The organism is Serratia sp. JSRIV002 (genome assembly GCF_019968725.1).
Classification (GTDB): Bacteria; Pseudomonadota; Gammaproteobacteria; order Enterobacterales; family Enterobacteriaceae; genus Chania; species Chania fonticola_B.
Genome location: NZ_CP074143.1, coordinates 5,211,953 through 5,235,529, shown reverse-complemented (window position 1 = coordinate 5,235,529; position 23,577 = coordinate 5,211,953). Strand labels below are relative to the sequence as shown.

Here is a 23,577-nt window from a genome sequence, read left to right as displayed (position 1 = left end):
TACCTAAGGCTGAGGTTCTTGCTGTTTCTTCCAGTCCGCCAACGCCTGCTGACGGCGGCGTTTGACCTCGTCGCGGATCGCCAGCCCTTGCAGGCCACTTTCCACCACCTCTTTGACCGAAACCGCGTTGGCGACCTGATAGGCCTGGCGCAGGTAATCGCCCTGCGGATAAGGGTTGTTTTCAAAACCGGTACGCCCGCGGGCATCGGCTTCGCTGGTGAGGATCATCTGCTCCAGCCGCTGCGGTTTACGCCACACGTCGATGGCATCAAACAGTTTTAACAGCGTTTCTGGCCGCAGTTTATTGGCCGTGTGGATCAGGTCGTGGTACTCCGCTACCAGCTTCGCCAGCTCACGTACTGGATTAGGAACACGCAGCCGTTGGCAAAGCTTCTCTACCAGCCTGACGCCCGCAGGGCCATGGCCATAGTGGTGTGGCCAGAGTTCTTGCGGCGTGATGCCTTTCCCGAGATCGTGGCACAGCGCGGAGAAGCGGATATCTACCTCGGGGCTGAGCTGGGTGGCAATCGCCAGCGTCATCAGCGTGTGTACGCCAGTATCAATTTCCGGGTGCCATTTCTCTGGGGCTGGCACGCCAAACAGGGCGTCGATTTCCGGGAACAACACTTTCAACGCTCCGCAGTCGCGAAGCACCTGGAAATACACCTGCGGGCTCTGGCTCTGTAATGCCTTCTCGGTCTCTTTCCACACGCGCTCCGCCGTCAGGGTGGCCAGTTCACCGCTTTCGGCCATCTGCTGCATCAGCGCGCTGGTTTCAGGGGCGACGGTAAAACCCAGGGAGGCAAAGCGGGCGGCAAAACGCGCCACGCGTAACACTCGCAGCGGATCTTCGCCAAAAGCGTCGGAGACATGGCGTAACAGGCGGGCGTCGAGATCGGCCTTGCCGTTATAGGGGTCAACCAGTACTCCATCATCACCCCGCGCCATGGCGTTGATGGTGAGATCGCGCCGCAGCAGATCCTCTTCCAGCGTCACGTCCGGGGCGGCGTAGCAGGTAAATCCGGTGTAACCCTGGCCGGATTTGCGCTCGGTGCGGGCCAGCGCATACTCCTCATGAGTTTGCGGGTTGAGGAATACCGGGAAGTCTTTACCCACCTGCTGATAGCCAAGAGCCAATAGGTCGGCAGGCGTTGCGCCGACCACCACCCAGTCGTGATCCACTACCGGTAAGTTAAGCAGGGTGTCACGGACGGCACCGCCGACCAGGTAAATTTTCACGGTTTAACTCCTATCAATAGCTCGTTTGATCAGATTACATCAATTGGGCAACGGATGCGTCAGGCAATAAAAAAGCGCCCGAAGGCGCTTAAACTGGCGGAACAGCAATCAGTTCATCCAGCGGTTATTCTTGCGGCGTGGGATCAGGTGCGGCAACAGCAGGCCGAGCAGCAAACCAACGCCGGCAACGCCGCCGCCGTACATGAACCATTGCAGAATAATGGTGCGCTGTTTGTCATCAAGTTGCAGATTCACCGCGTTCACCTTCTTCTGCGCCACAACCAGCTGATTTTTCAGATCCTGGTTTTCCTGCTGCAGGCCGCTGATGGTGCTATCGCTGGCGGCCACTTTCTGCTGCATTTCGGCGGTGCGCTGGTTCCAGCTATTATCAATATTGGCCAGCTTGTCGGTCAGGGTTTTCACCTGCTGTTCCAGCTCTGGCACCTGGGTGCGCAGGCTTGGCGTCTGGCTCAGCTGATCCAGCGGGATCCAGACGCTGCGTCCTTTGGAATCGCGGATCTGACCGTAGCTGGTGCTGTCATTGACGCTCAACAGCGTGACTTCTTCACCGGCATTCAAGGTGCCGACGATACGGTATTGGTTACCTGGGCCGCTATGGACATAAGTATTTAATTCATCGGAGATATAGCGTTTATCTTCGGCATGTGCGCCCCAAGTGATGCTAAAACTTAGCACGGCAAGGCAAATCAGGCGTAATTTCTGCATTATGTCATCGTTTCTGCGTGGATTTATGGAACGATAGTAGAGCGTTCAGTCTGACGGCGCAACGCCAAAACCGGAATGGGAACTATCTTACTATGCTAAATCCCGTCAGTTGCGCAGCATTCTATAACGTAACAGGTTTTTTCTGCAGTTGGCAGAGTCAAGTCAGGGGGAATCGCGGTAAGATACTCTCACTGTGCGTCGTCGGGCTGAGTGCGGCCGGCAGACTCCGCCGCCGTGAAGACTCACGCGAATGCCTAACCTATTGGTGTAAAAGAACTATGAGCGTTGAAATAGAACTGAAGTTTATTGTTTCCCCCGCAGCGATTGCCAGCCTACCGGAGCGGATTGCCGCCTGGCCTAATCAGCATTCTGCGCCGCAGAAGCTGACCAATATCTACTATGAAACCGCCGACAACTTCCTGCGCAACCATGATATGGGCCTGCGTATTCGCGGTTTTGACGATAGCTATGAAATGACCATCAAAACCGCCGGTTCGGTGGTGGGGGGGCTGCACCAGCGGCCGGAATTTAACGTCGCCATCGCCAAACCCGCGCTGGCGCTGAAAAAATTCCCGGCGGATATCTGGCCGGAGGGCTGCAAGCTGGCCCCGTTGCAAAAGGCGTTGCAGCCGCTGTTCCGTACTGACTTTGTGCGTGAAAAGTGGGTGGTCACTTACGGCGCAAGCGAGATTGAGATTGGCCTCGACCAGGGTGAAGTGCGCGCGGGTGACCTCGCTGAACCGTTATGCGAGCTGGAACTGGAGCTGAAAAGCGGTGAGACTGCTGATTTGCTGGCATTGGCAGCCGCATTGGCGGAACAGGGTGGTTTACGCCAGGGTAGCCTCAGTAAAGCGGCTCGGGGCTATCATCTGGCGCAGGGCAATGCCGAACGTGAGTTACGCCCATTAAGCGTGATGAAGCCTGCACCTAAGTCCACGGTAGAACAAGGCATGGTTGCCGCTTTCGAGCTGGCGCTGAGCCATTGGCAGTATCACGAAGAGCTGTGGCTGCGTGGCGACAAGCAGGCACGCCGTGCGGTAATGGAAGCCATCGGTCTGATCCGCCAGGCGCTGGTGATCTTTGGCGGCTTGGTTCCGCGCAAGGCAAGCACCGATCTGCGCGCTCGGCTGACGGCTTTGGAGCCTTTGCTGGTGGATAAAACCACCCAGCCGCAGGAGCTGTGCTACGGCACGGAGTATCTGCAATGTAAGTTGGCACTCACATCGTGGTTGATCACCGGCGCATGGCGGCCGTTTATCGATGCCAAATCGCAGGCTAAGCTGGAGGGTTCATTCAAGCGTTTTAGCGATATCATGCTGGGCCGTAGCGCCGCAGAGCTGAAAGAAGCCTTTACGCGCACCCTGAATGAAGATGAATATCAAGAGCAACTGCCACGCCTGACGCGCCAGGTGCTGGCGTTTATCCTGCTTTCTGGTGCCTATCCGGATAGCGAAACCGGGCCGTATATCGACAGTTGGCGCGAACTGCAATCAGCCATTGCCGAGCGTCGTCAGGGTTGGTACGAAGCCAGCCGCAAACAGGCATTATCCCATGCGCCATTCTGGTTAAACGGCGCGGTTCGTTAACTCCAGCGGGCCTGCCGGGCTGCAGGCCATAGAACGGGTCATTCACTATGTTGCCACTCTCTGCTGCGTTACAGCTTCAGGCACAGAACATCGTGCAGCGATTTCAGGAAACTCAGGGCGCGGAGTTGAAACTCAGCGCCGCAGAACAAAGCGTTCTGGCGTCGAGTGATTTTGTCAGCGACATGTTGCTCGGCCATCCTGAATGGTTGGTAACGTTACGCCAGCAGCCGCCGGTGGCCGATGAGTGGCAGCACTATGCCGCCTGGTTGCAGGATGAGCTTGAAGAGGTGCAGGACGAAGCGCAGCTAATGCGCGTGCTGCGCCTGTTTCGCCGTGAGAGCCTGGTGCGTATTGCCTGGGCGCAGGCTCAGCAGCTATGTACCACGCAAGAAACGCTACAACAGCTGAGTGCTCTGGCAGAAACGCTGATCGTCAGCGCTCGTGACTGGCTCTATCAAACCTGTTGCCGCGAGTGGGGCACGCCTTGCAATGCCGATGGCGTGCCGCAGCCTTTGCTGATCCTGGGGATGGGCAAACTCGGCGGTGGTGAACTGAACTTCTCCTCTGATATCGATCTGATCTTTGCCTATCCGGAAAACGGCCACACCCAAGGCGGGCGGCGTGAGCTGGATAACGCCCAATTCTTTACCCGCCTGGGGCAACGGCTGATCAAAGCGTTGGATCAGCAAACCATCGACGGCTTTGTCTACCGCGTCGATATGCGTCTGCGGCCGTTTGGCGATAGCGGCCCGCTGGTGATGAGCTTTGCCGCGCTGGAAGATTATTATCAGGAGCAGGGGCGCGATTGGGAACGCTACGCGATGGTCAAGGCGCGCCTGATGGGGGGGCATGAAGATGCCTACAGCCAGGAGCTGCGTAAGACATTGCGGCCATTCGTGTTCCGTCGCTATATCGATTTCAGCGTGATCCAGTCGCTGCGTAATATGAAGGGCATGATTGCCCGCGAAGTGCGGCGGCGGGGGCTGAAGGACAACATCAAGCTGGGTGCCGGTGGCATCCGCGAAATCGAATTTATCACCCAGGTCTTCCAACTGATCCGTGGTGGGCGTGAGCCCAGTTTGCAGGGGCGATCACTGCTGCCGACGTTGCAGGCGGTGGGTGAACTGGGGTTGTTGACCGCGCAGCAGGTCGCAGAGCTGAGTGACGGCTATCTGTTCCTGCGGCGGCTGGAGAATCTGTTGCAGGCGATTGCCGACCAGCAGACCCAGACCCTGCCGCAGGACGAGCTGGATCAGGCGCGACTGGCCTGGGGAATGGACCAGCCGGACTGGCCGTCGTTGATGATGGTGCTGGACGAGCACATGCGCCAGGTCCGTACGGTATTTGATGACCTGATCGGCGACGATAGCCCAGACGTAGGCGAAGATCCCAACTACCAGCATTACCACAGCCTGTGGCAGGATGCGTTGGATGAGAGCGAGCTAGAGCCACTGACGCCCCATCTGGACGAAGAGGCGCGGCGGCAGATGCTGCGTTCCATCGCCGACTTCCGCCACGACGTGGACAAACGCACCATTGGCCCGCGTGGCCGTGACGTGCTGGATCAACTGATGCCACGCTTGCTGGCCGAAGTGTGTTCGCGCGTGGACGCGGCCACGGCTCTGACGCGCCTGACCCAGCTGTTGCTAAGCATCGTGACCCGCACCACCTACCTCGAGCTGCTGGTGGAATACCATGCCGCTCTCAGCCACCTGATCCGCCTTTGTGCCGCATCCCCGATGGTGGCCAGCCAACTGGCGCGTTACCCACTGTTGCTCGACGAGCTGTTGGATCCGGCCACGCTGTACCAACCGGTGGCTCCGGATGCCTATCGTAGCGAACTGCGCCAATACCGCCTGCGGGTGCCGGAAGACGATGAAGAACAGCAGTTGGAAGCGTTGCGGCAGTTCAAGCAGGCACAACACTTGCGCATTGCCGCTGCGGATATCGCCGAGGTGCTGCCGGTGATGAAAGTGAGCGATCACTTAACCTATCTGGCCGAGGCGATCATTGATGCGGTGGTGCAGCAGGCGTGGAAAGACATGGTCGCGCGCTACGGTCAGCCGACTCATCTACATGAGCGGGAGGGGTTAGGGTTCGCGGTGATCGGCTACGGTAAGCTGGGAGGCTGGGAGCTGGGCTATAGCTCGGATCTAGACCTGGTGTTCCTGCTGGATTGTCCACCAGACGTCATGACGGATGGCGATCGCTGCATCGATGGCCGTCAGTTCTATCTGCGCCTGGCGCAGCGGGTGATGCATTTGTTCAGCACCCGCACCTCTTCCGGCATTCTCTATGAGGTGGATGCCCGTCTGCGTCCTTCCGGAGCTGCCGGGATGCTGGTCAGCACCGTCGAAGCCTTTGCCGATTATCAGCGTAACGAAGCCTGGACCTGGGAGCATCAGGCCCTGGTGCGGGCGCGCATCGTGTATGGCGATTCGGCGCTGCATCAGCAGTTCGATGCGATCCGCCGCGAAATTTTGTGCAAACCGCGTGAAGTGAACAAGCTGCAGCAGGAGGTGCGTGAAATGCGCGAGAAAATGCGCAACCATCTGGGCAGCAAACAGCGCGATCTGTTTGATATCAAAGCGGACGAAGGCGGGATCACCGATATCGAATTTATTGCCCAATACCTGGTCTTAGGTTATGCCGCGGGCGAACCGCGCCTGACGCGTTGGTCGGATAACGTGCGTATCTTTGAGCTGATGGCTAATTACGACATCATGCCTGAAGACGAGGCCCAGGCGTTGACCCAGGCTTATGTCACCATGCGTGATGAGATCCACCATCTGGCGTTACAGGAACACTCCAGCAAAGTCAGCAGCGAGCTGTTTGCTGCCGAGCGTGAGCAGGTGCGCGCCAGTTGGAGCAAATGGCTGGGCTGAGGGAGACGTATTGTTTGCCTAAGCATTGAGCTGGTAGGCAGTTTTTACGGGTATTGCGGGCTATTATGCTAATATCTGCCGAATTTATTTTTATGACTTGTTTGGAGTTATCGGATGAAAGTTACACTACCTGATTTTCGCCGCGCCGGTGTGTTGGTGGTTGGTGACGTCATGTTGGATCGCTATTGGTATGGGCCGACCAGCCGTATTTCACCGGAAGCGCCGGTGCCGGTGGTCAAGGTTGAAACCATCGAAGAGCGTCCCGGTGGTGCGGCTAACGTCGCGATGAACATCGCCTCGTTGGGTGCCAATTCGCGCCTGGTGGGTCTGACGGGGATCGACGACGCGGCGCGTGCGCTGAGCGCCAAGCTCAACGAAGTTAACGTGCGCTGTGACTTTGTCTCGGTCCCTACGCACCCAACTATCACCAAGCTGCGCGTACTTTCCCGTAACCAACAGCTGATCCGCCTGGACTTCGAGGAGGGTTTCTCCAACGTCGATCCGCAGCCGATCATGGAGCGTATCCAGCAGGCATTGCCGCAGATTGGCGCACTGGTACTGTCGGATTACGCCAAGGGCGCGCTGAGCAAGGTGCAAGGCATGATCGCATTGGCGCGTGCGGCGAAGGTTCCGGTACTGATCGACCCGAAAGGCACCGATTTTGAACGTTACCGTGGCGCTACGCTGCTGACCCCAAACCTGTCCGAATTTGAAGCCGTGGTCGGTCATTGTCAAAGTGAAGAAGAGCTGGTGACGCGTGGGATGAAGCTGGTAGCGGACTTTGAACTGTCTGCACTGCTGATCACCCGTTCCGAGCAGGGGATGACGTTGCTGCAACCGGGCCGTGAGCCGTTGCATCTGCCAACCCAGGCGCAGGAAGTGTTCGACGTGACCGGTGCTGGTGATACGGTGATCGGTGTGCTGGCCACCGCCCTGGCGGCGGGTAATACTCTGGAAGAGTCCTGCTTCTTGGCTAACGCCGCCGCCGGTGTGGTGGTGGGTAAGTTGGGCACCTCGACCGTCTCGCCAGTCGAGCTGGAAAACGCCATTCGTGGCCGCGCCGAAACCGGCTTTGGTGTAATGACAGAAGCCGAGCTGAAAAAAGCGGTAGCGCAGGCGCGCCAACGCGGCGAGAAAGTGGTGATGACCAACGGCATCTTCGACATTCTGCACGCAGGCCATGTCTCGTACCTGGCGAATGCGCGCAAATTGGGCGATCGCCTGATCGTGGCGGTGAACAGCGATGCGTCAACCAAACGCCTGAAAGGGGAAACCCGCCCGGTTAACCTGTTGGAAAACCGTATGGTGGTGTTGGGCGCGCTGGGAGCCGTGGATTGGGTAGTGCCGTTTGAAGAAGATACGCCGCAACGCCTGATCGCCGAAGTTCTGCCAGATCTACTGGTGAAGGGCGGTGACTACCAGCCGCATGAGATTGCTGGCAGTGCTGAAGTCTGGGCCAACGGTGGCGATGTGCGGGTACTGAACTTTGAAGATGGGTTATCCACCACCAACATCATCAAGGCCATCAAGGATGGGCGCGGTTAATATTTTTTGACTGTAGGGGCGCTGAGCACTGCGCCCGAAAAAGACGACGGGTAAACAGGGTGGTTTGCAGTGAGTGGACTTAAGCAGGAGCTGAGTTTAGCGCAGGGCGTTGGGCTATTGTCCACTTCACTGCTGGGTACCGGGGTCTTTGCCGTTCCGGCATTGGCGGCGCAGGTGGCGGGTGGCGACAGCCTGTGGGCCTGGCCAATACTGATTGTGCTGGTATTCCCGATCGCCATCGCTTTTGCGGCGTTGGGCCGCCATTTCCCCAGTGCCGGTGGTGCCGCGCATTTTGTCGGTCTGGCTTTTGGGCCACGCATGGCAAAGGTAACCGCTTGGCTGTTCCTCTCTGTGATCCCCGTTGGCTTGCCTGCCGCATTACAAATCGCCGCAGGATTCTGGCAGGCCACCTTTGGTTGGGATGCCAACGGCCTGTTGCTGGTGCAAATTGTCACGCTAGTGGTGATTTGGCTGCTTGGCACACGCAGCGCCGGTTCCAGTGCCAATATTCAGACCTTGATTGCCCTTCTGGTGATAGCTCTGGTGGGGGCTATCTGGTGGCAAGGCGGCATTACCCCATCCCAAATCCCATGGCCTGCGGTCAGCGATATTTCTCCTCCTAATATGTTCCACGCGTTGGCGGTGATGTTCTGGTGCTTTGTCGGGCTGGAGGCTTTTGCTCATCTGGCGACCGAGTTTCGCCATCCAGAGCGGGACTTTCCGCGCGCGTTAATGCTCGGGCTGTTGGTGGCGGGGGCGGTCTATTGGGGCTGTACCGTAGCGGTGCTGCACTTCCATGCTTACGGCGAACATCAGGCGGCGGCCGCTTCGTTGCCGGGGATCGTGGTGCAACTGTTTGGCGAACATGCGCTGTGGATCGCCTGCATCATCGGCTATCTGGCCTGTTTTGCCAGCGTGAATATCTACACCCAGAGCTTTGCCCGCCTGGTCTGGTCACAGGCCCAGGAAAAGCCTGCTAGCGGCTTAGCCAAACTCTCTGCGGGTCAGGTGCCGGTCAATGCATTGAGCGCAGTGGTAGGTTGCTGCCTGCTGTTCACTTTGCTGATCTATACCCTGAAGCTGCCGCTGGATACGTTGCTGGTGTATGCCAATGGTATTTTTGTGCTGATTTATCTGCTGTGTATGTTGGCGGGTTGGCGGATCTTACAGGGGCGTTCGCGGCTGATGGCGATCGTCGGCTCCGCGCTGTGCTTATTACTGTTGGTGATTATCGGCTGGAAAAGTCTGTATGCGTTGGCGATGTTGGTGCTGATTTGGCTGGTGCTGCCGCGTAAAACGCCGGCGGTGGTCTCCAAGCAATAAGGGCGCATTGATGCGCCCCTTACAATAACTTATTCGTCTGCTGGCTTGGCTACCGGTGCGGTATCCAGCTTGCCTTCCAATTCAGTCAGGCGCTGTTCCAGCAATGCCAGCTTCTCGCGGGTGCGCAGCAGGACTTGAGTCTGCACGTCAAATTCTTCGCGGTTAACCAGATCCAGACGGGTCAACTGCGCTTGCAGTACCTGGCGGATTTTTTTCTCAACGTCTTCCCCGAATTCACGTACGCCTTTAGGCATCGACTCTTGGACCTGGCGTGCGATCTGTTCAATTTTTTTCGGGTCAATCATGGCGTTTCCCTTTCTGATATTTGGTGGCAGGATTTAGGCTGTGTCCCTCAATTGCACGTGAGCGCCGCTGGAGGTCATTTGGACGCGTAGCAAGGCACGAGCCGTGCAGTTTGGTGGGCCCAAATAAGCGGGGAGAAACGCAGATACGCGTTCAAATGGCCCCAGCCCGAAGGGTCGCGCCCCAAAAGCCCGTACTCTGCGTTGTCGGGTTTGAACTTAGACCCACTAGGCCCTGCACCCTTCGCCTTGATTACGGGCTTTTGTGTCTGCGACGGCGCCACGGTCAATTGAGGGACACAGCCTTAGTGTAATGCGAGTTGCTCGCCGGATAAACCATTACCGTGTTTGCTGCGCGATCCCTCATTACGCGACCGGATGGCTTGAAACGCTAAAGCGATGGGGTTATAGTCGAGATGCTTATTCTCAGGGCGGGGTGCAAGTCCCCACCGGCGGTAAATCACCATTCACGGTGAAAGCCCGCGAGCGCTCAGCCTATCTCTCAGGAGTGGGTTAGAGGTCAGCAGATCCGGTGTAATTCCGGGGCCGACGGTTATAGTCCGGATGGGAGAGAGTAACGACACCTGTCGGGCGTATGCCCCGCTTGCGTTATTTTTTTGGCTATTGGCATAGCCACTCCTCAAGATCGCCCTGGTTCTGGTAATCCATAATTTTAATGAGGTTTTTTACCATGAATCAGACTCTACTTTCAGATTTCGGCACGCCGGAAGAACGCGTTGAACGCGCTCTTGATGCACTGCGCAACGGGCGCGGTGTGATGGTGCTTGATGATGAAAACCGTGAAAACGAAGGTGACATGATCTTCGCCGCAGAAACCATGACCGTTGAACAGATGGCGCTGACCATTCGCCACGGTAGCGGCATTGTTTGCCTGTGTATCACTGAAGATCGTCGCCAGCAGCTTGAGCTGCCGATGATGGTCACCAACAACTCCAGCCAGTTCCAGACTGCCTTTACCGTGACGATTGAAGCGGCGCAGGGCGTGACCACTGGCGTATCGGCTAGCGATCGCCTGACGACCATCCGTGCGGCCATTGCAGACGGTGCCAAGCCGAGCGATTTGAACCGCCCAGGCCACGTGTTCCCGCTGCGTGCTCAGCCTGGTGGCGTATTGAACCGCCGTGGCCACACCGAAGCGACCATCGATCTGGTCTCAATGGCCGGTTTCAAACCCGCTGGCGTGCTGTGCGAGCTGACTAACGATGACGGCAGCATGGCGCATGCGCCAGAAGTGATCACCTTTGCCAAGCAGCATGACATGGTGGTGCTGACTATCGAAGATCTGGTGGCCTATCGCCAGTCGCACGAAAAGAAAGCCAGCTGAGTCGCTGACTGAAATAAATATCCTCCGGCATAGCCGGAGGTTTTTCATATGCGCCTATAAGGCTCTCTTGCCAGCCGCGCCCTAACAGGCGCATTGCGATCTGACATTTGCATTTATGGGTTACTTACGGCCCGTAAACGGGCTACCTGGATACGGGATCGACAACTGCTCACCCATCTTATCCTCTTCCAACTGGTGCTTTATGTATTCTTGTATCCTGGCTGTGTTTTTCCCCACCGTATCAACGTAATACCCTCGGCACCAGAACTCCCTGTTACGGTATTTGAACTTCAAATCGCCAAACTGCTCATAAAGCATCAGGCTGCTCTTTCCCTTCAAGTATCCCATAAAGCCCGATACACTCATTTTGGGCGGGATTTCCAGAAGCATATGGATGTGATCCACACAGCATTCTGCTTCCAGAATATTCACGTTTTTCCATTCGCACAGCTTTCTTAAGATACTCCCTATCGCTTTGCGCTTTTCCCCGTAGAACACCTTTCTTCGGTACTTCGGCGCAAAAACTATGTGATATTTACAGTTCCATCGCGTGTGCGCTAAGCTCTTTTCGTCCCCCATAGGGACCCCCTTTTGATTTCTTGTTGAACGTTTGCAGTTGCCAGACCGCAAACTGTTTTAACAAATCAAAAGGGGTTTTTATAACTGGCTCAAAGCTGAAAGCTTTACGGAACCTCCAGCCTAGCTGGAGGTTTTCTGTGTACAATGAAAAAGCCGCTGATGAAGCGGCTTTTTTGTGCTTAAAATTCTTTATCCGATGCCGCCGCTTTGCAACAGCGTCAGGCTAAATCCCATCACCGCCATGCCGCACAGCACGCCATAGCTTGGATTATTATGTGGATCGATCTCTTTGGCCAACGGCATTAATTCATCTACCGACAGCGCCACCATAATCCCGGCCACCGCAGCCATAATCGACGCCATCACCACCGGTGAAACCATCGGGCCGAGCATCAGGAAGGCCAGTACGCCCCCCAGAATTTCTGCCATGCCGGAAATACCAGACCACAGCAGCGCCTTGGTTTTGGAGCCGGTTGCCGCATACACCGGCCCGGCGACCGCCAATCCTTCTGGAATATTGTGGATGGCGACCGCGAGCGCAATGCCCATCCCCAGTTCCAGATCGGCGCTGGCGGTGACAAAGGTAGCAATCCCTTCCGGGAAGTTGTGCAGGCTGATGCCGAGCGTCAGCAGCATTGCGGTGCGTTTCAGGTTATGGGGCTTGATGGGCTTTTGCACCAGATCTTGCGGATGCTGGTGTGGCAGCATGCGATCCAGCGCAAAGTAACCTAACAGCCCGAGCATAAACATGCCGTAGCCAAGCATGGGCGACATGCCGACGGTGTGCAGCGCAGCGGGCAGCATTTCCATCAATGAAATTAACAGCATAATCCCTGCGGCAAAGCCGAGCGCAAACGCCAGCAGGCGGTTGGAGGGCTTCTGGCCAATAATGCCGAGCAGGGCACCGACAAAGGTTGCGCCCCCGGCTAACAAGGTCAGGATCAGCGGTACAGACATGCATTCTCCTTGTATGCTAATGAAAATATACCCATTTCCGATACTAACAGAGCCAAAGCATAAATCGAGTGGATTTGGCTGATGGTTTCAATCGCTCCAGCCATTCAAATTTCTTGAAGATCACCATCAGGGTTATCCGGCTGCCTTGGTAGGACAAACAGCGTAATGTAGTCAGCAGAACGATTTTCACGCTAACCAAGGATTTTTTATGACCACCTCTCGTATGCCTGCACTCTTTCTTGGCCACGGAAGCCCGATGAACGTGCTGGAAGATAACCGCTATACCCAGGCCTGGCGTGCGTTGGGTGAGCAATTGCCACGGCCAAAGGCGATCGTTGCTGTGTCTGCCCACTGGTACACTCGTGGGACGGCAGTGACGGCGATGGAACATCCAAAAACCATTCACGACTTTGGCGGCTTCCCGCAGGCGCTGTTTGATACGCAGTACCCGGCACCGGGTTCACCGGAGCTGGCGGCAGAGCTGCAAAGCCTGTTGGCCCCGGCGCAGGTGATGGCCGATACCAGTGAGTGGGGGTTGGATCACGGTAGCTGGGGCGTGCTGATCAAGATGTATCCGCAAGCCGATATCCCGGTGGTGCAGCTGAGCATCGATGGGACTCAGCCAGCGGAATACCATTTTGAGCTGGGCCGTAAGCTGGCGGCGCTGCGCGATCGGGGGATCATGATCGTGGCCAGCGGCAACGTAGTGCATAACCTGCGCATGGTGAAATGGCAGGGTGACACCAGCCCGTATCCTTGGGCGGAGTCATTCAACCAGTACGTACGTGATAACCTGGACTATCAGGGCGAACATCACCCGTTGGTGAATTTTATGCAGCATGAAGGCGCAGCGTTGTCGAACCCGACGCCAGAGCATTATCTGCCGTTGCTGTATGTATTGGGCGGCTGGGATGGTAAAGAGCCGATTTCGGTGCCAATCGATGGGATTGAAATGGCCGCGTTGAGTATGCTTTCGGTGCAGGTTGGTTGAATAAAAAAGGCGCGAAAAATTCGCGCCTCTACGATCGAATAGGTTCGATCCTACGGATTAACCAAGAATAATATGCGGATAGAAGCGCGACAGATCCTGGGTGATCAACTCGCGATCTTCACGCAGGCCAATACCGCAAGGCTGATCGTTGACCAGCCAGCTGCCGATCAGCGTATAGCTGCCTTCAAACTGTGGCAACGGATGGAACTGCTGCACAATCATGCCTTCTTCGCCATATGGCCCATCTACGCGCGCCACTTCCTGACCGTTCTGGACGATCTGGATGTTGGCACCCTCGCGTGAGAACAGCGGCTTGGTGACGTAATGATCCATCTGCGGGTGATCGTCCTCGGCAAAGTAGGCTGGCAGCAGGTTTGGATGATCCGGGAACATTTCCCACAACAGCGGCAGCAGAGCCTTGTTGGAGATAATGCTCTTCCAGGCTGGTTCCAGCCAGCGTACGCCAGCGTCTTCCAGCTTGGTGGAGAACATCTCGCGCAGCATAAATTCCCACGGATAGAGCTTGAACAGGTTACCGATCACCTGATTTTGCAGATCGGTGAACTGGCCTTTCTCGCCCAGCCCAATCTCTTCCATATACAGGAATTCGGTCGGCAGGCCCGCTTCCAGCGCGCAATCTTGCAGATATTGCACCGTACCGCGATCTTCCTCGCTGTCTTGGCAGCAGGCCAGATGCAGCAGGCCAAAGCCGTGGTTGGCTTGCAGATCGGCGAAACGCTCAATCAGTTTTTCTTGCAGGCTGTTGTACTGGTCCGCGGCGGGATCCAGCTTGCCGGCGTTGATCTGATCTTCCAGCCACAGCCATTGGAAGAACGCGGCCTCATACAGTGAGGTTGGCGTATCGGCGTTATTTTCCAACAGTTTGGGCGGGTTGATGCCGTCATAGGCCAGATCGAGGCGTGAATACAGCGAAGGCTGATTAGTGCGCCAGGAGCTGCGAACAAATTCCCAGGTGTGCTTGGGGATGCAGAATTTGGTCATCAGTTGATCGCTGTTGACCACCTTATCTACCACCTTCAGGCACATCTGGTGCAGCTCGGCGGTGGCATCTTCAATTTCTTCGATCTGCGCTAACGTGAATTGGTAATAGGCATCTTCGCACCAGTAGGGTTCGCCGTACATGGTGTGAAAGGCGAAACCAAATTCGGTGGCTTTTTCGCGCCAGTCTGGGCGCTCGCTAATCGCAACGCGTTTCATGTCTTAACCGCCCATGCTGCGTGAGCTGCTGGAGGTGGCGCTGCTGCGCTGCATGCTGGTCTGTTTGGCCACGGATTCACCGAAGCCACCACGGGTAACGGTATTGGTCACCGCTGGTTTAGGTGCCATGGCGGTTTTAGGTACCGTCATGGAGCGGCCGCCTGCGGTTGCCGGGCCATAGCTTTTACCACTTGCGTCAACAAACTTGCCGTTTGCCGGGCTGGCGGCGTTTTTAGAGGTAAACAGCGGCTGTTGAGCGTAGCCCCCGCCACCCATCATACGGCCCATCATGTAGCCCGCCATCAGCGGCATCCACATGCTGCCGCTGCTTTGTGATTCTGCGGCCATGCCAGCCTGTGCTGGAGCCTGAGTACATTGCGCTTCACCGAATTCGGCGACGCAGTCTTCACGAGTGGCGTATTTAGGCGCGGTTTTTTCCGCTTCCTTCAGCGCGTTGTTATACGCGGTGGTGCACTGCTCGCTCATCGACGGGTTGGAGGTTGAACAATCGTCGGCATTTTTATACAGGGAAACCGTCTCATCCGCCTGTTCGCAGCCGGCCAGCATAAACACTGCGCTGATCGCCAAAGCTACGGGAGCAACACGGTAGCTGCGCCAGGATTTGCGGAAGGTGTCTTTGTTGATGTTTTTGGTCCGTTTCATCGATATCTATCCCATCATGCGGGCTGTATTCGCCCTTGCCCAGTAGTGGTCGATAGGATAGGGGAAAGATGCTCAAAATTAAAGCTGAAACACCCGCAGGATCCACTCTTTACGCACTTATACGTTACGGTGTGCGCCAGTTCGCTTTACGGAGCATAACTGCAGCAAAAGCGTTACATAATGGAACGTTTTGTCCGAAGCTACGTTCCATTATGTAACGTTTTTTTCCTTACTCGCCAAGCAGTCGGCAGGTCGTATAGTCAGCAACAGAATAATACGTCGATATCATCCTCTGAAATCTGAACGTTACTGGGTTAACGTCCCTACAAGGAGTCAGTTATGTTGAGAATCATTCAATCCCCAAGCAAATACATCCAAGGTGCCAATGCGTCGGCCTCCGTGGGCGAATATGCCAAAGCCCTTGCCGATCATTACTTCGTGATCGCCGACGATTTCGTGATGAAACTGACAGGCGATACTGTGATGGGCAGCCTGCATCAGCACGGAGTGAAGTATCACGCTGGTACGTTTAATGGCGAATGCTGCCGCAAGGAAATTGACCGCCTTGGTCAGGAACTGAAAAGCCACGGCTGCAAAGGCGTGATCGGTATCGGTGGTGGTAAAACGCTGGATACCGCCAAGGCGATCGCCTATTACCAGCATGTGCCGGTGGTGTTGATGCCGACCATTGCTTCGACGGATGCGCCTACCAGCGCGTTGTCGGTGATCTACAGCGAAAGCGGTGAGTTCGAAGAATACCTGATCTATCCGGCCAACCCGAACATGGTGGTGATGGACAGCGCCATTATAGCCAAAGCACCGGTACGCCTGCTGGTGGCGGGCATGGGTGACGCGCTCTCCACCTATTTTGAAGCTCAGGCCTGTTTCGATGCCCAGGCCACCAGCATGGCGGGCGGCAAGTCTACGCTGGCGGCGCTCAATCTGGCACGTCTATGCTATGAAACGCTATTGGCTGAAGGGGTTAAGGCCAAGCTGGCGGCGGAGTCTGGTGTGGTTACCGAAGCGGTGGAGCGCATCATTGAAGCTAACACCTATTTGAGCGGTATCGGTTTTGAAAGCAGCGGCCTGGCGGCGGCGCACGCCATACACAACGGTTTTACCGTGCTGGAAGAGTGCCATCATCTGTATCACGGGGAAAAAGTGGCGTTCGGCACCCTGTCTCAACTGGTGCTGCAAAACAGCCCAATGGCGCAGATTGAAACGGTGTTGAACTTCTGCCAGCAGGTCGGGCTGCCGATTACCCTGGCCCAAATGGGCATCACCGGTGAACTGACAGAAAAAATCGGCAAGGTGGCAGAGGCCAGCTGTGCCAAGGGTGAAACCATCCACAACATGCCGTTTAGCGTGACGCCGGAAAGCGTACAGGCGGCCATCCTGACGGCGGATAAACTGGGCAGCGCCTGGTTGCAACGCGTATAAATCATCGGGCGCGGTTAACGCGCCCACTGTTCCCTACAGAGGAATTAACCGTGAAAAAGCTAATCAATCAGGTCGATTCGGTACTTAACGAACAGTTACTCGGCATGGCTGCCGCTCACCCGGAGCTGCGGGTGCATCAGGATCCGGTGTTTGTGACCCGCACGGCGGGGCCGATCCCAGACAAAGTGGCGATCCTGTCAGGCGGTGGTAGCGGCCATGAGCCGATGCACTGTGGTTTCGTGGGCGAGGGAATGCTGGATGGTGCCTGCCCAGGGGAGATTTTCACCTCGCCGACGCCGGATAAAATGTACGACTGCGGCCAGGCCATCGACGGCGGTGCCGGGGTATTGCTGATTATCAAGAACTACACCGGTGACATCCTCAACTTTGAAACGGCGACCGAATTGCTGCATGACAGCGGCGTGCCAGTGGCAACGGTGCTGGTGGATGATGACGTGGCGGTGAAAGACAGCCTGTTTACCGCGGGCCGACGTGGGGTTGCCAACACGGTGCTGATGGAAAAACTGCTCGGCGCGGCAGCAGTACGGGGCTTTGATCTGGACGCTCTGGTCACGCTGGGGCACAAAATCAACAACCAAGGCCACTCGCTAGGGATTGCTCTGGGCGCTTGCACCGTGCCTGCGGCAGGTAAACCGTCGTTTACTTTGGCGGATAACGAGATGGAGTTCGGCGTTGGCATCCACGGCGAACCGGGGATCGAACGGCGGACGTTTACCACCCTCGATCAAACGGTAGATGACATGTTCCATATCCTGATCGATAACGGCGATTACCAGCGATCGATCCGCGTTTGGGATCGTCAGCAGGGGGAATGGCGTGAGGAGATCCAGGGCAAGCGAGCTTTGGCGCAGGGCGATAGGGTGATTGCGCTGGTTAATAACCTTGGGGCGACGCCGCTTTCCGAACTGTATGGGGTTTACCACCGTTTGGCGCAGCGTTGCGCCGCAGCCGGGATCGTGATCGAGCGTAACCTGGTGGGATCATACTGCACCGCATTGGATATGCAGGGGGTTTCCATCACCTTGCTGCAAGTGGATGACGAGTTGTTATCGCTGTGGGATGCGCCGGTGAACACGCCAGCGCTGCGTTGGGGCTGAGGAGGGATCATGACATTAAGCAAACAGCAGGTCGTTGAGTGGTTGATGCGTTGTGGTGAGGTCTTTACCCGCGAACGCGATTTCTTGACTCAGTTGGATAGCGATATTGGCGATGGCGACCACGGCCTGAATATGAACCGTGGCTTTAGCAAGGTGGTAGAAAAGCTGCCCTCGGTAGCGGACAAGGACATCGGATTTATTCTCAAGAACACCGGTATGACGCTACTTTCCAGCGTTGGTGGTGCCAGTGGTCCGCTGTTTGGCACCTTCTTCATCCGTGCGGCTCAGGCGGCCAATGCCAAGCAAAGCCTGGATCTGGTGGAATTGAAGCAGGTGATCCAGGAAGGCGCGGAAGGCGTAGCGATGCGCGGCAAGGCAGAACTGGGCGATAAAACCATGTGTGATGTCTGGGGGCCGGTCGTTGCAAGCCTGGGCGAGTCGCTACATCAGCAGCTCAGCGTGACCCAAGCGCTACAACAGGCCGCCGTGCGGGCGGAGCAGGCCGCACAGGCCACCATCGTCATGCAGGCCCGTAAAGGGCGCGCCAGCTATTTGGGCGAACGCAGCATCGGCCACCAGGATCCGGGCGCAACCTCCGTCATGCTGATGATACAAACGCTGGCCCAAGTGGTCGAGGAGGCAGGATGATCAACATCGTTGTGGTTTCGCACAGTGCACAACTGGCGCAGGGTGTTGAGCAACTCGCCCGCCAGATGATGCGCGGCGAGGGGTGCAAACTGGTGCTGGCGGCGGGGGTCGATGATGAGCTCCACCCGATCGGCACCGATGCGGTGAAAGTGATGGAAGCGATCGAATCCGTGGCGGACGGAGCGGGGATCGTGGTGCTGATGGATCTCGGTAGCGCATTATTGAGTGCGGAAACCGCGCTTGAGCTGCTCGACCCAGAGGTGGCGGCCAAGGTGGTGCTGTGTGCGGCACCGTTGGTGGAAGGCACGCTGGCCGCGGTCGTAGCGGCTAACGCGGGCGGTAGCCTGGAGCAGGTACTGGCAGAGGCGCAAGGAGCCTTGCAGGTCAAGCAGGCACAGCTTGGTGAGGAGATACCCGCCAGCAAGCCACTGAATTTACCGCTGAGCCAGGGGAAAAGCCTGAGTTGGACGGTACAGAATCCGCACGGGTTGCACGCTCGCCCGGCGGCGCGTCTGGCAGAGGCTCTGGCTCCTTTTGCAGCGGAACTGGTGCTGGAAAAGCATGGCCAATGTGCCAATCCGCGCAGCCTGAATCAGCTTGCTTTGTTGCAGGTTCGCCACGGTGACACTATCCGCCTGATTGCCGATGGTGCGCAGGCCGATGAGGCCCTGGCAGCTTTCAAGGCGTTGGCAGAACAGCACTTTGGCGAAACCGTATCTGAGCAGCAATTGCCTTCACTGCACGGTATCCCCGTGGAGGAAAGCGTCAGCAGTGGTCCGATATTCCAGGTGTCGAGCTTCTGGCCGAAAACGGAAGAGCGCCAGCTAGGGGCCGATGACGTGCTCAATGAACAGCAGCGCCTGCGTATCGCATTGCAGCAGACGTTAGACGATCTGAACAAGCTGGCGGATCGCACAGGCAATCTGATCGGTAAACCGCAGGCGGCGATCTTCGGGGCGCACAGCATGTTGCTAGACGATCCCGACCTGCAACAGGCCGCCTTTACCCGTATCGCACAACAGCAATGCAGCGCGGAACAGGCGTGGCGGCAGGAACTGGAGCAGATTGCCGCCGATTATCGGGCGCTGGATGATGAGTATTTGCAGGCGCGGGAACTGGACGTACGTGACATGCTGCGCCGTACGCTGAGCCATCTGGCACGGCAGCCTATCCCGGCGATCGTGCTCAATGAGCCAGCGATCCTGGTGATGGATGAGCTGATGCCTTCCGACGTCGTGATGCTCGATCGGCGCATGGTACTCGGTATTTGCCTGAGCGGCGGCAATGCCTTGTCACACACCGCGATCCTGGCCAAAGCGATGGGGATCCCGATGGTGGTCGGCATGAGCGAATGTATGAGCAAGACCCGCAGCGGTCAGAAAGCGATGCTGGATGCGGCGCGCGGCACCTTACAACTCAGCCATTAACCCCGCAGCTTGAACTGGCTGATATCGATATTCATCTGTTTGACTTTACGCCACAGCGTGGTGCGGCTGATACCCAGCAGCTGCGCCATCTCGTTAAGCTGCCCGTGGCTGACGTTGGCCACGCGGATAATCGCCTGCACCTCCATTTCCGCCAGCGTCAGCAGCGGCATGGCTGGTTGAGTGTCGCTTTCCACTAGCGGCTGATGACTGAGCAAGTGAGAGGGCAGATCGGCCAGTTGAATATGATGGCCGTGGCAAATCATCGCGGCGCGCTCTATCACTCCTTTCAGTTCCAGATCGTTACCCGGCCACAGGTACAGGCCAAGCTGGGTCATTACCTCGTCGTCTACCCGGAAGCGGCACTGGAAGTGTTGCTCCAGAGCGCGCAGATGGTGCTGAACCAGCAAAGGGATGTCACTGAGGCGCTGGCGTAGCGGCGGAATTTGGATCTCGAAGGCCTGCAGGCTATAGAACAACTGGCGACGAAAACGATTCTGTTGCACCAGCAGTGCCAGGTTGGCGGCGCTGGTAGCGATCACCCGCACGTTCACCGGGATCACGCGGCTGGAATTCATACGCATTACCACGCCGGTTTTTAGCACCTGCAACAGGGCGGACTGCATGGCCAGCGGCAGGTATTCGACCTGTTCAAGATGCAGCGTACCGCCGTTGGCCAGTTCGAACTTGCTGAGCTGGCCCGCCTGTTCTTCGTTGGCATCACTGCCGAGTAACTCCTTCAACCCTTGTGCCTCGGGCAGCAACTGGCAGTTCAAGGCGATATAAGGCCCGGCGGCACGTTCGCTGGCATTGTGGATGGCCTGGCTGAGCAGCTCTTTCCCCACCCCTTCTTCACCGCACAGCAAAATCGGGTGATGGCCCTTCGCCGCCTGCTGGCCATAGCGGATCAGGCGACGCATTTCCTGGGTGCCTGAAGGCATCTGTTCGAAGGTGTGGCTGACCCGGCCGATCTGGCTACTGACGTATTGATGCAGCCTTTCCAAGGGATGCAGCAAGGCGATGAAGCTACAGTGCTCACCGTCCAATATCGGTTTGAGGGTGAGCAGCGCGGCGATAAACTGGCCCTGGCTTTCAAAGGTGACTTCCACATGCTGTAACGGCTGGCGTTGGCTGATGGCGCGGTTAAGCAAGGCCGGTAACGTCAGCAACTGTGCCAGTGGTTTGCCTTGGCTCTGCTGTTCATGAAGCTTGAGCATAGTGGCGGCGCGCGGGTTGATATATTGCAGATAACCCCGGTGATCCCAGGCCATAACGCCGTCGTCTACGCTGTCCAGTAGCCCGTTGAGCTGATTGAGATGGCGATTGGATTCGGCCAGCAAGCCGTCGGCGTTCAGGGCATTGCCGATCTCTCGGGCGATCGCCAGGATCAGGGAAAGATCGCCCGCATTGCAATCGGCCAACTGGCAACCCAAAGCCAACATACCACGCTGGCGGCCGCTATTGTCATGTACCGGTGCGGCGCAGAATGACCAGCCATGCAGCGCCTGGCGCACGTGTTCATCGCTATGGATCTGTACCGGATGGCCCTCGGATGCGGCCAGGGAAGGGGCATTGGTGCCGATATCGCCTTCTGCCCAATAAGCACCGGGCGCAAAACCCAGTTCGAGCAGCTGTTCGCCGGTCGCCTTGTCGCCGCATTGCCACAGCGTGCAGCCGCTTTCGTCGAGGATCAGCAACACGCATTGGCGCTGCTCCATATATTCCCAGGCATCTTCCAACGCCGCCTGGCCGAGCGTAATGAAATCATCCTTACGCCGGCAGATAGAGTCGAAGGTAGTGCCCAGGGCGCGATGTGGGGCTTTCCACACGGCGGGTTGCATCAGATGGCTGCAGCGTAGCCAGGAGGCATAAATGGCCGGGGAGGGGCGCAGCTGTGGCGGTAACGCGCCTTCGGTGATCAACCGTTGCCAGAGTGAAGCGTTGTCCATCAGATCCCGTTCAGCAGATAAACCCCAATAGGGAGCCAATCATAACATTAACCTGTTTAGAGAGGCTGTGAGGTGAGGGGCAGATGCGGGATTATTGGATAAAAAAACGGAGCGCGGCAAATGCCGGGCCCCGCTATTCGGTAGCTCAAAGCTGGAGCAGGTTATCTGCTAGCCGTTGGCCGAGTGGTGCTGGAACCGTCAACATAGGCATCTTGCGCCGCTGTTGGGGGGGCTACCACATCTGGCGCGGTGGAGATTGGCTTGCCTAGTGTTCCGTTAAGCATCATCAGATCGTTTTCGTTCAGCGTGCCGAGCGCCGATTTGATGTTCAGCTGGTTGATCAGGTAAGAATAACGCGCATTGGAAAGCTGTTGCTTGGCGTTATACAGCGTGGTTGTCGCATCCAACACGTCAACGATGGTACGGGTACCCACTTCGTAACCGGCTTCGGTCGCATCCAGAGAACTCTGGGCAGAAACCACCGCTTGTTTATAAGCGCTGATGCTGCTGATGGACGCAGAAACGTTGTTGAAGGAGGAACGCACGGTTTGCACCACGCTGCGGTGGGCGCTTTCCAACTGCTCACTGGCTCCGACGAAGTTGTACTGCGCCTGTTCTACCCGCGAGTTGGTTACGCCGCCGTTGTACAGCGGCACGCTAACGCTGATGCCGACCTGGTTCTGGCCATTAATCGAGTCGTTGCCACTGGTCCCTGTGTTAGCTCTGGAACCGCTGTATTTGGAATTGGTGATCCCGGTAGAAGCATTTAAATCAACCGTTGGCATATAGCCGGTTTGTGCCGATTTGATCTGCTCACGGGCCAGATCCTGGTTCAGGCGGGCAGACAGCAGGCTCAGGTTGCGGCTTTCCGCTTCTTTCAACAGGCTGTTGACGGCATCCGGGCGCTTGGTGCTGAACTTGTTGGTATCCAGCGAGGCCAGTTCCGGGTAGAAGGTGCCGGTAATTTGGCGTAACGATTCTACCGCGTTATCCAGGTTGTTACGGGCAGTCACTTCGTTGGCCAATACGGTATCGTAGTTGGCACGGGCGTTCTGCACGTCGGTAATGGCAACCAGGCCCACGTTAAAACGTTGGGTGGTCTGATCCAGGGTACGGTAGACCGCTTGTTTATTCGCCTGGGTATAGGACAGGGCGTCGATCGCCTGCAGTACGTTGAAATAGGCGGTGGCCGTATCCAGGATCAATTTCTGGGATGACGTCTGGAAAGTGACATCGGTAATACCGGCGGTCTTTTCCTGCAGCGTCAGCGCGCGCCATTTGGACATATCAAAGATAGTCTGGGTCAGCGCGAGCGAGCCTTGGGTGGTATTGCTGTTAAGCCCATTGGCATCGCGGAAGCCGTTGTTATAGGTATAACCAGCAGATAAGCCAAGCTGCGGCAGCAACGGGCTGCGTGCTTCGTTGATTTTTTCAAACGCCGCATCACGATCGGCAGCGGTTTTACGCAGATCCGGGTTACTTTCCCTGGCCTGTTTGTAAACCTGCAACAGGTTCTCTGCCTGGCTCATGGTGCTGAAGCCAGCGAGGCTCAGACCAATAAGAAGGGGGAGCAGTTTCTTCATTTGCATTCCTTGTTGTGCAGCAATATTGCTATGTTAGCGCTGACGATAGACGAATA

The 23,577-nt window shown here is 56.9% G+C and carries 19 protein-coding genes and 1 riboswitch; of the genes, 10 read left to right on the top strand and 9 right to left on the bottom strand.

Annotated features, from left to right (window positions below; all coding sequences use genetic code 11):
- Positions 1–3: 3 nt before the first annotated feature.
- Both KGP26_RS24520 and KGP26_RS24515 read right to left on the bottom strand, forming a co-directional pair.
- Entirely contained in the window at positions 4–1,239 is a 1,236-nt protein-coding gene (locus KGP26_RS24520) for a multifunctional CCA addition/repair protein (protein WP_179253954.1), read from the bottom strand.
- Positions 1,240–1,347: 108 nt separating this feature from the next.
- The gene (locus KGP26_RS24515; RefSeq protein ID WP_021179496.1) at positions 1,348–1,965 is read right to left on the bottom strand and encodes a TIGR04211 family SH3 domain-containing protein; all 618 of its coding nucleotides are present in this window, start codon (positions 1,963–1,965) and stop codon (positions 1,348–1,350) included.
- Positions 1,966–2,243: 278 nt separating this feature from the next.
- On the opposite strand from KGP26_RS24515, the gene KGP26_RS24510 reads away from it, so the two are divergent.
- The 4 genes from KGP26_RS24510 to yjeH all read left to right on the top strand — a co-directional run bounded on the left by KGP26_RS24510 (position 2,244) and on the right by yjeH (position 9,304).
- A complete protein-coding gene (locus tag KGP26_RS24510) occupies positions 2,244–3,551 on the top strand; it encodes an inorganic triphosphatase (protein WP_223664689.1) in 1,308 nt (435 codons plus the stop codon).
- Positions 3,552–3,598: 47 nt separating this feature from the next.
- Complete coding sequence (glnE, locus tag KGP26_RS24505; RefSeq protein ID WP_223664688.1) at positions 3,599–6,436, top strand: bifunctional [glutamate--ammonia ligase]-adenylyl-L-tyrosine phosphorylase/[glutamate--ammonia-ligase] adenylyltransferase; 2,838 nt, start codon at positions 3,599–3,601, stop codon at positions 6,434–6,436.
- 114 nt (positions 6,437–6,550) lie between these two features.
- Positions 6,551–7,981, top strand: coding sequence for a bifunctional D-glycero-beta-D-manno-heptose-7-phosphate kinase/D-glycero-beta-D-manno-heptose 1-phosphate adenylyltransferase HldE (gene hldE, locus KGP26_RS24500; protein WP_021179499.1), 1,431 nt, complete (start codon positions 6,551–6,553; stop codon positions 7,979–7,981).
- 69 nt (positions 7,982–8,050) lie between these two features.
- Entirely contained in the window at positions 8,051–9,304 is a 1,254-nt protein-coding gene (gene yjeH / locus KGP26_RS24495) for an L-methionine/branched-chain amino acid transporter (RefSeq protein WP_059201850.1), read from the top strand.
- 29 nt (positions 9,305–9,333) lie between these two features.
- On the opposite strand, the gene KGP26_RS24490 is transcribed toward yjeH, so the two are convergent.
- On the bottom strand, positions 9,334–9,609 hold the full coding sequence (locus KGP26_RS24490) for an accessory factor UbiK family protein (RefSeq protein WP_021806869.1): 276 nt from the start codon (positions 9,607–9,609) through the stop codon (positions 9,334–9,336).
- Between the two features lie 415 nt (positions 9,610–10,024).
- Positions 10,025–10,186, top strand: a riboswitch (FMN riboswitch).
- A gap of 111 nt (positions 10,187–10,297) precedes the next feature.
- On the opposite strand from KGP26_RS24490, the gene ribB reads away from it, so the two are divergent.
- Complete coding sequence (gene ribB / locus KGP26_RS24485) at positions 10,298–10,951, top strand: 3,4-dihydroxy-2-butanone-4-phosphate synthase (protein WP_021179502.1); 654 nt, start codon at positions 10,298–10,300, stop codon at positions 10,949–10,951.
- A 120-nt stretch (positions 10,952–11,071) separates the two neighbouring features.
- Here the strand turns inward: ribB and tnpA are convergent, their stop codons facing one another.
- Positions 11,072–11,530, bottom strand: coding sequence for an IS200/IS605-like element IS1541C family transposase (gene tnpA / locus KGP26_RS24480; protein ID WP_032908551.1), 459 nt, complete (start codon positions 11,528–11,530; stop codon positions 11,072–11,074).
- Between the two features lie 189 nt (positions 11,531–11,719).
- Positions 11,720–12,487, bottom strand: a complete 768-nt coding sequence (gene zupT / locus KGP26_RS24475; protein ID WP_218520276.1) for a zinc transporter ZupT — start codon at positions 12,485–12,487, stop codon at positions 11,720–11,722.
- A gap of 208 nt (positions 12,488–12,695) precedes the next feature.
- Between zupT and ygiD the strand changes: the two genes are divergently transcribed.
- Positions 12,696–13,478 (top strand): 4,5-DOPA dioxygenase extradiol, encoded by a 783-nt coding sequence (gene ygiD / locus KGP26_RS24470; RefSeq protein ID WP_059201847.1) that lies wholly within the window; start codon positions 12,696–12,698, stop codon positions 13,476–13,478.
- Between the two features lie 57 nt (positions 13,479–13,535).
- Here the strand turns inward: ygiD and KGP26_RS24465 are convergent, their stop codons facing one another.
- Together KGP26_RS24465 and KGP26_RS24460 are read right to left on the bottom strand one after the other, a co-directional pair.
- Positions 13,536–14,696 (bottom strand): glutathionylspermidine synthase family protein, encoded by a 1,161-nt coding sequence (locus KGP26_RS24465; RefSeq protein ID WP_021806865.1) that lies wholly within the window; start codon positions 14,694–14,696, stop codon positions 13,536–13,538.
- 3 nt (positions 14,697–14,699) lie between these two features.
- Positions 14,700–15,359, bottom strand: a complete 660-nt coding sequence (locus tag KGP26_RS24460) for a DUF1190 family protein (protein WP_021179506.1) — start codon at positions 15,357–15,359, stop codon at positions 14,700–14,702.
- Between the two features lie 339 nt (positions 15,360–15,698).
- Between KGP26_RS24460 and KGP26_RS24455 the strand changes: the two genes are divergently transcribed.
- From KGP26_RS24455 to dhaM, 4 genes are read left to right on the top strand one after another with little or no spacing between them, the layout of a single operon-like run.
- Positions 15,699–16,799 carry a glycerol dehydrogenase gene (locus KGP26_RS24455; RefSeq protein ID WP_059201837.1) on the top strand — a complete coding sequence of 367 codons (1,101 nt, stop codon included), beginning with the start codon at positions 15,699–15,701 and terminating at the stop codon, positions 16,797–16,799.
- A gap of 50 nt (positions 16,800–16,849) precedes the next feature.
- Positions 16,850–17,917 carry a dihydroxyacetone kinase subunit DhaK gene (gene dhaK / locus KGP26_RS24450; protein ID WP_223664687.1) on the top strand — a complete coding sequence of 356 codons (1,068 nt, stop codon included), beginning with the start codon at positions 16,850–16,852 and terminating at the stop codon, positions 17,915–17,917.
- A 9-nt stretch (positions 17,918–17,926) separates the two neighbouring features.
- The gene (dhaL, locus tag KGP26_RS24445; protein ID WP_223664686.1) at positions 17,927–18,565 is read left to right on the top strand and encodes a dihydroxyacetone kinase subunit DhaL; all 639 of its coding nucleotides are present in this window, start codon (positions 17,927–17,929) and stop codon (positions 18,563–18,565) included.
- Positions 18,562–19,992 carry a dihydroxyacetone kinase phosphoryl donor subunit DhaM gene (dhaM, locus tag KGP26_RS24440; protein ID WP_223664685.1) on the top strand — a complete coding sequence of 477 codons (1,431 nt, stop codon included), beginning with the start codon at positions 18,562–18,564 and terminating at the stop codon, positions 19,990–19,992. Before dhaL ends, dhaM begins: the two co-directional genes overlap by 4 nt.
- Here the strand turns inward: dhaM and dhaR are convergent.
- Both dhaR and tolC read right to left on the bottom strand, forming a co-directional pair.
- The gene (gene dhaR / locus KGP26_RS24435) at positions 19,989–21,938 is read right to left on the bottom strand and encodes a dihydroxyacetone kinase operon transcriptional regulator DhaR (protein ID WP_223664684.1); all 1,950 of its coding nucleotides are present in this window, start codon (positions 21,936–21,938) and stop codon (positions 19,989–19,991) included. The two genes, dhaM and dhaR, sit on opposite strands and share 4 nt — an antisense overlap.
- Positions 21,939–22,099: 161 nt before the next feature.
- Positions 22,100–23,521, bottom strand: a complete 1,422-nt coding sequence (gene tolC / locus KGP26_RS24430) for an outer membrane channel protein TolC (RefSeq protein ID WP_037376203.1) — start codon at positions 23,519–23,521, stop codon at positions 22,100–22,102.
- Between the last annotated feature and the right edge of the window lie 56 nt (positions 23,522–23,577).

Coding starts and splice junctions, on each gene's coding strand:
- ygiD (WP_059201847.1), top strand. CDS start 12,696: ATGACCACCTCTCGTATGCCTGCACTCTTTCTTGGCCACGGAAGCCCG.
- dhaM (WP_223664685.1), top strand. CDS start 18,562: ATGATCAACATCGTTGTGGTTTCGCACAGTGCACAACTGGCGCAGGGT.
- KGP26_RS24510 (WP_223664689.1), top strand. CDS start 2,244: ATGAGCGTTGAAATAGAACTGAAGTTTATTGTTTCCCCCGCAGCGATT.
- tolC (WP_037376203.1), bottom strand. CDS start 23,521: ATGAAGAAACTGCTCCCCCTTCTTATTGGTCTGAGCCTCGCTGGCTTC.
- KGP26_RS24455 (WP_059201837.1), top strand. CDS start 15,699: ATGTTGAGAATCATTCAATCCCCAAGCAAATACATCCAAGGTGCCAAT.
- KGP26_RS24490 (WP_021806869.1), bottom strand. CDS start 9,609: ATGATTGACCCGAAAAAAATTGAACAGATCGCACGCCAGGTCCAAGAG.
- zupT (WP_218520276.1), bottom strand. CDS start 12,487: ATGTCTGTACCGCTGATCCTGACCTTGTTAGCCGGGGGCGCAACCTTT.
- KGP26_RS24465 (WP_021806865.1), bottom strand. CDS start 14,696: ATGAAACGCGTTGCGATTAGCGAGCGCCCAGACTGGCGCGAAAAAGCC.
- KGP26_RS24460 (WP_021179506.1), bottom strand. CDS start 15,359: ATGAAACGGACCAAAAACATCAACAAAGACACCTTCCGCAAATCCTGG.
- hldE (WP_021179499.1), top strand. CDS start 6,551: ATGAAAGTTACACTACCTGATTTTCGCCGCGCCGGTGTGTTGGTGGTT.
- dhaR (WP_223664684.1), bottom strand. CDS start 21,938: ATGGACAACGCTTCACTCTGGCAACGGTTGATCACCGAAGGCGCGTTA.
- dhaL (WP_223664686.1), top strand. CDS start 17,927: ATGACATTAAGCAAACAGCAGGTCGTTGAGTGGTTGATGCGTTGTGGT.
- ribB (WP_021179502.1), top strand. CDS start 10,298: ATGAATCAGACTCTACTTTCAGATTTCGGCACGCCGGAAGAACGCGTT.
- KGP26_RS24515 (WP_021179496.1), bottom strand. CDS start 1,965: ATGCAGAAATTACGCCTGATTTGCCTTGCCGTGCTAAGTTTTAGCATC.
- tnpA (WP_032908551.1), bottom strand. CDS start 11,530: ATGGGGGACGAAAAGAGCTTAGCGCACACGCGATGGAACTGTAAATAT.
- glnE (WP_223664688.1), top strand. CDS start 3,599: ATGTTGCCACTCTCTGCTGCGTTACAGCTTCAGGCACAGAACATCGTG.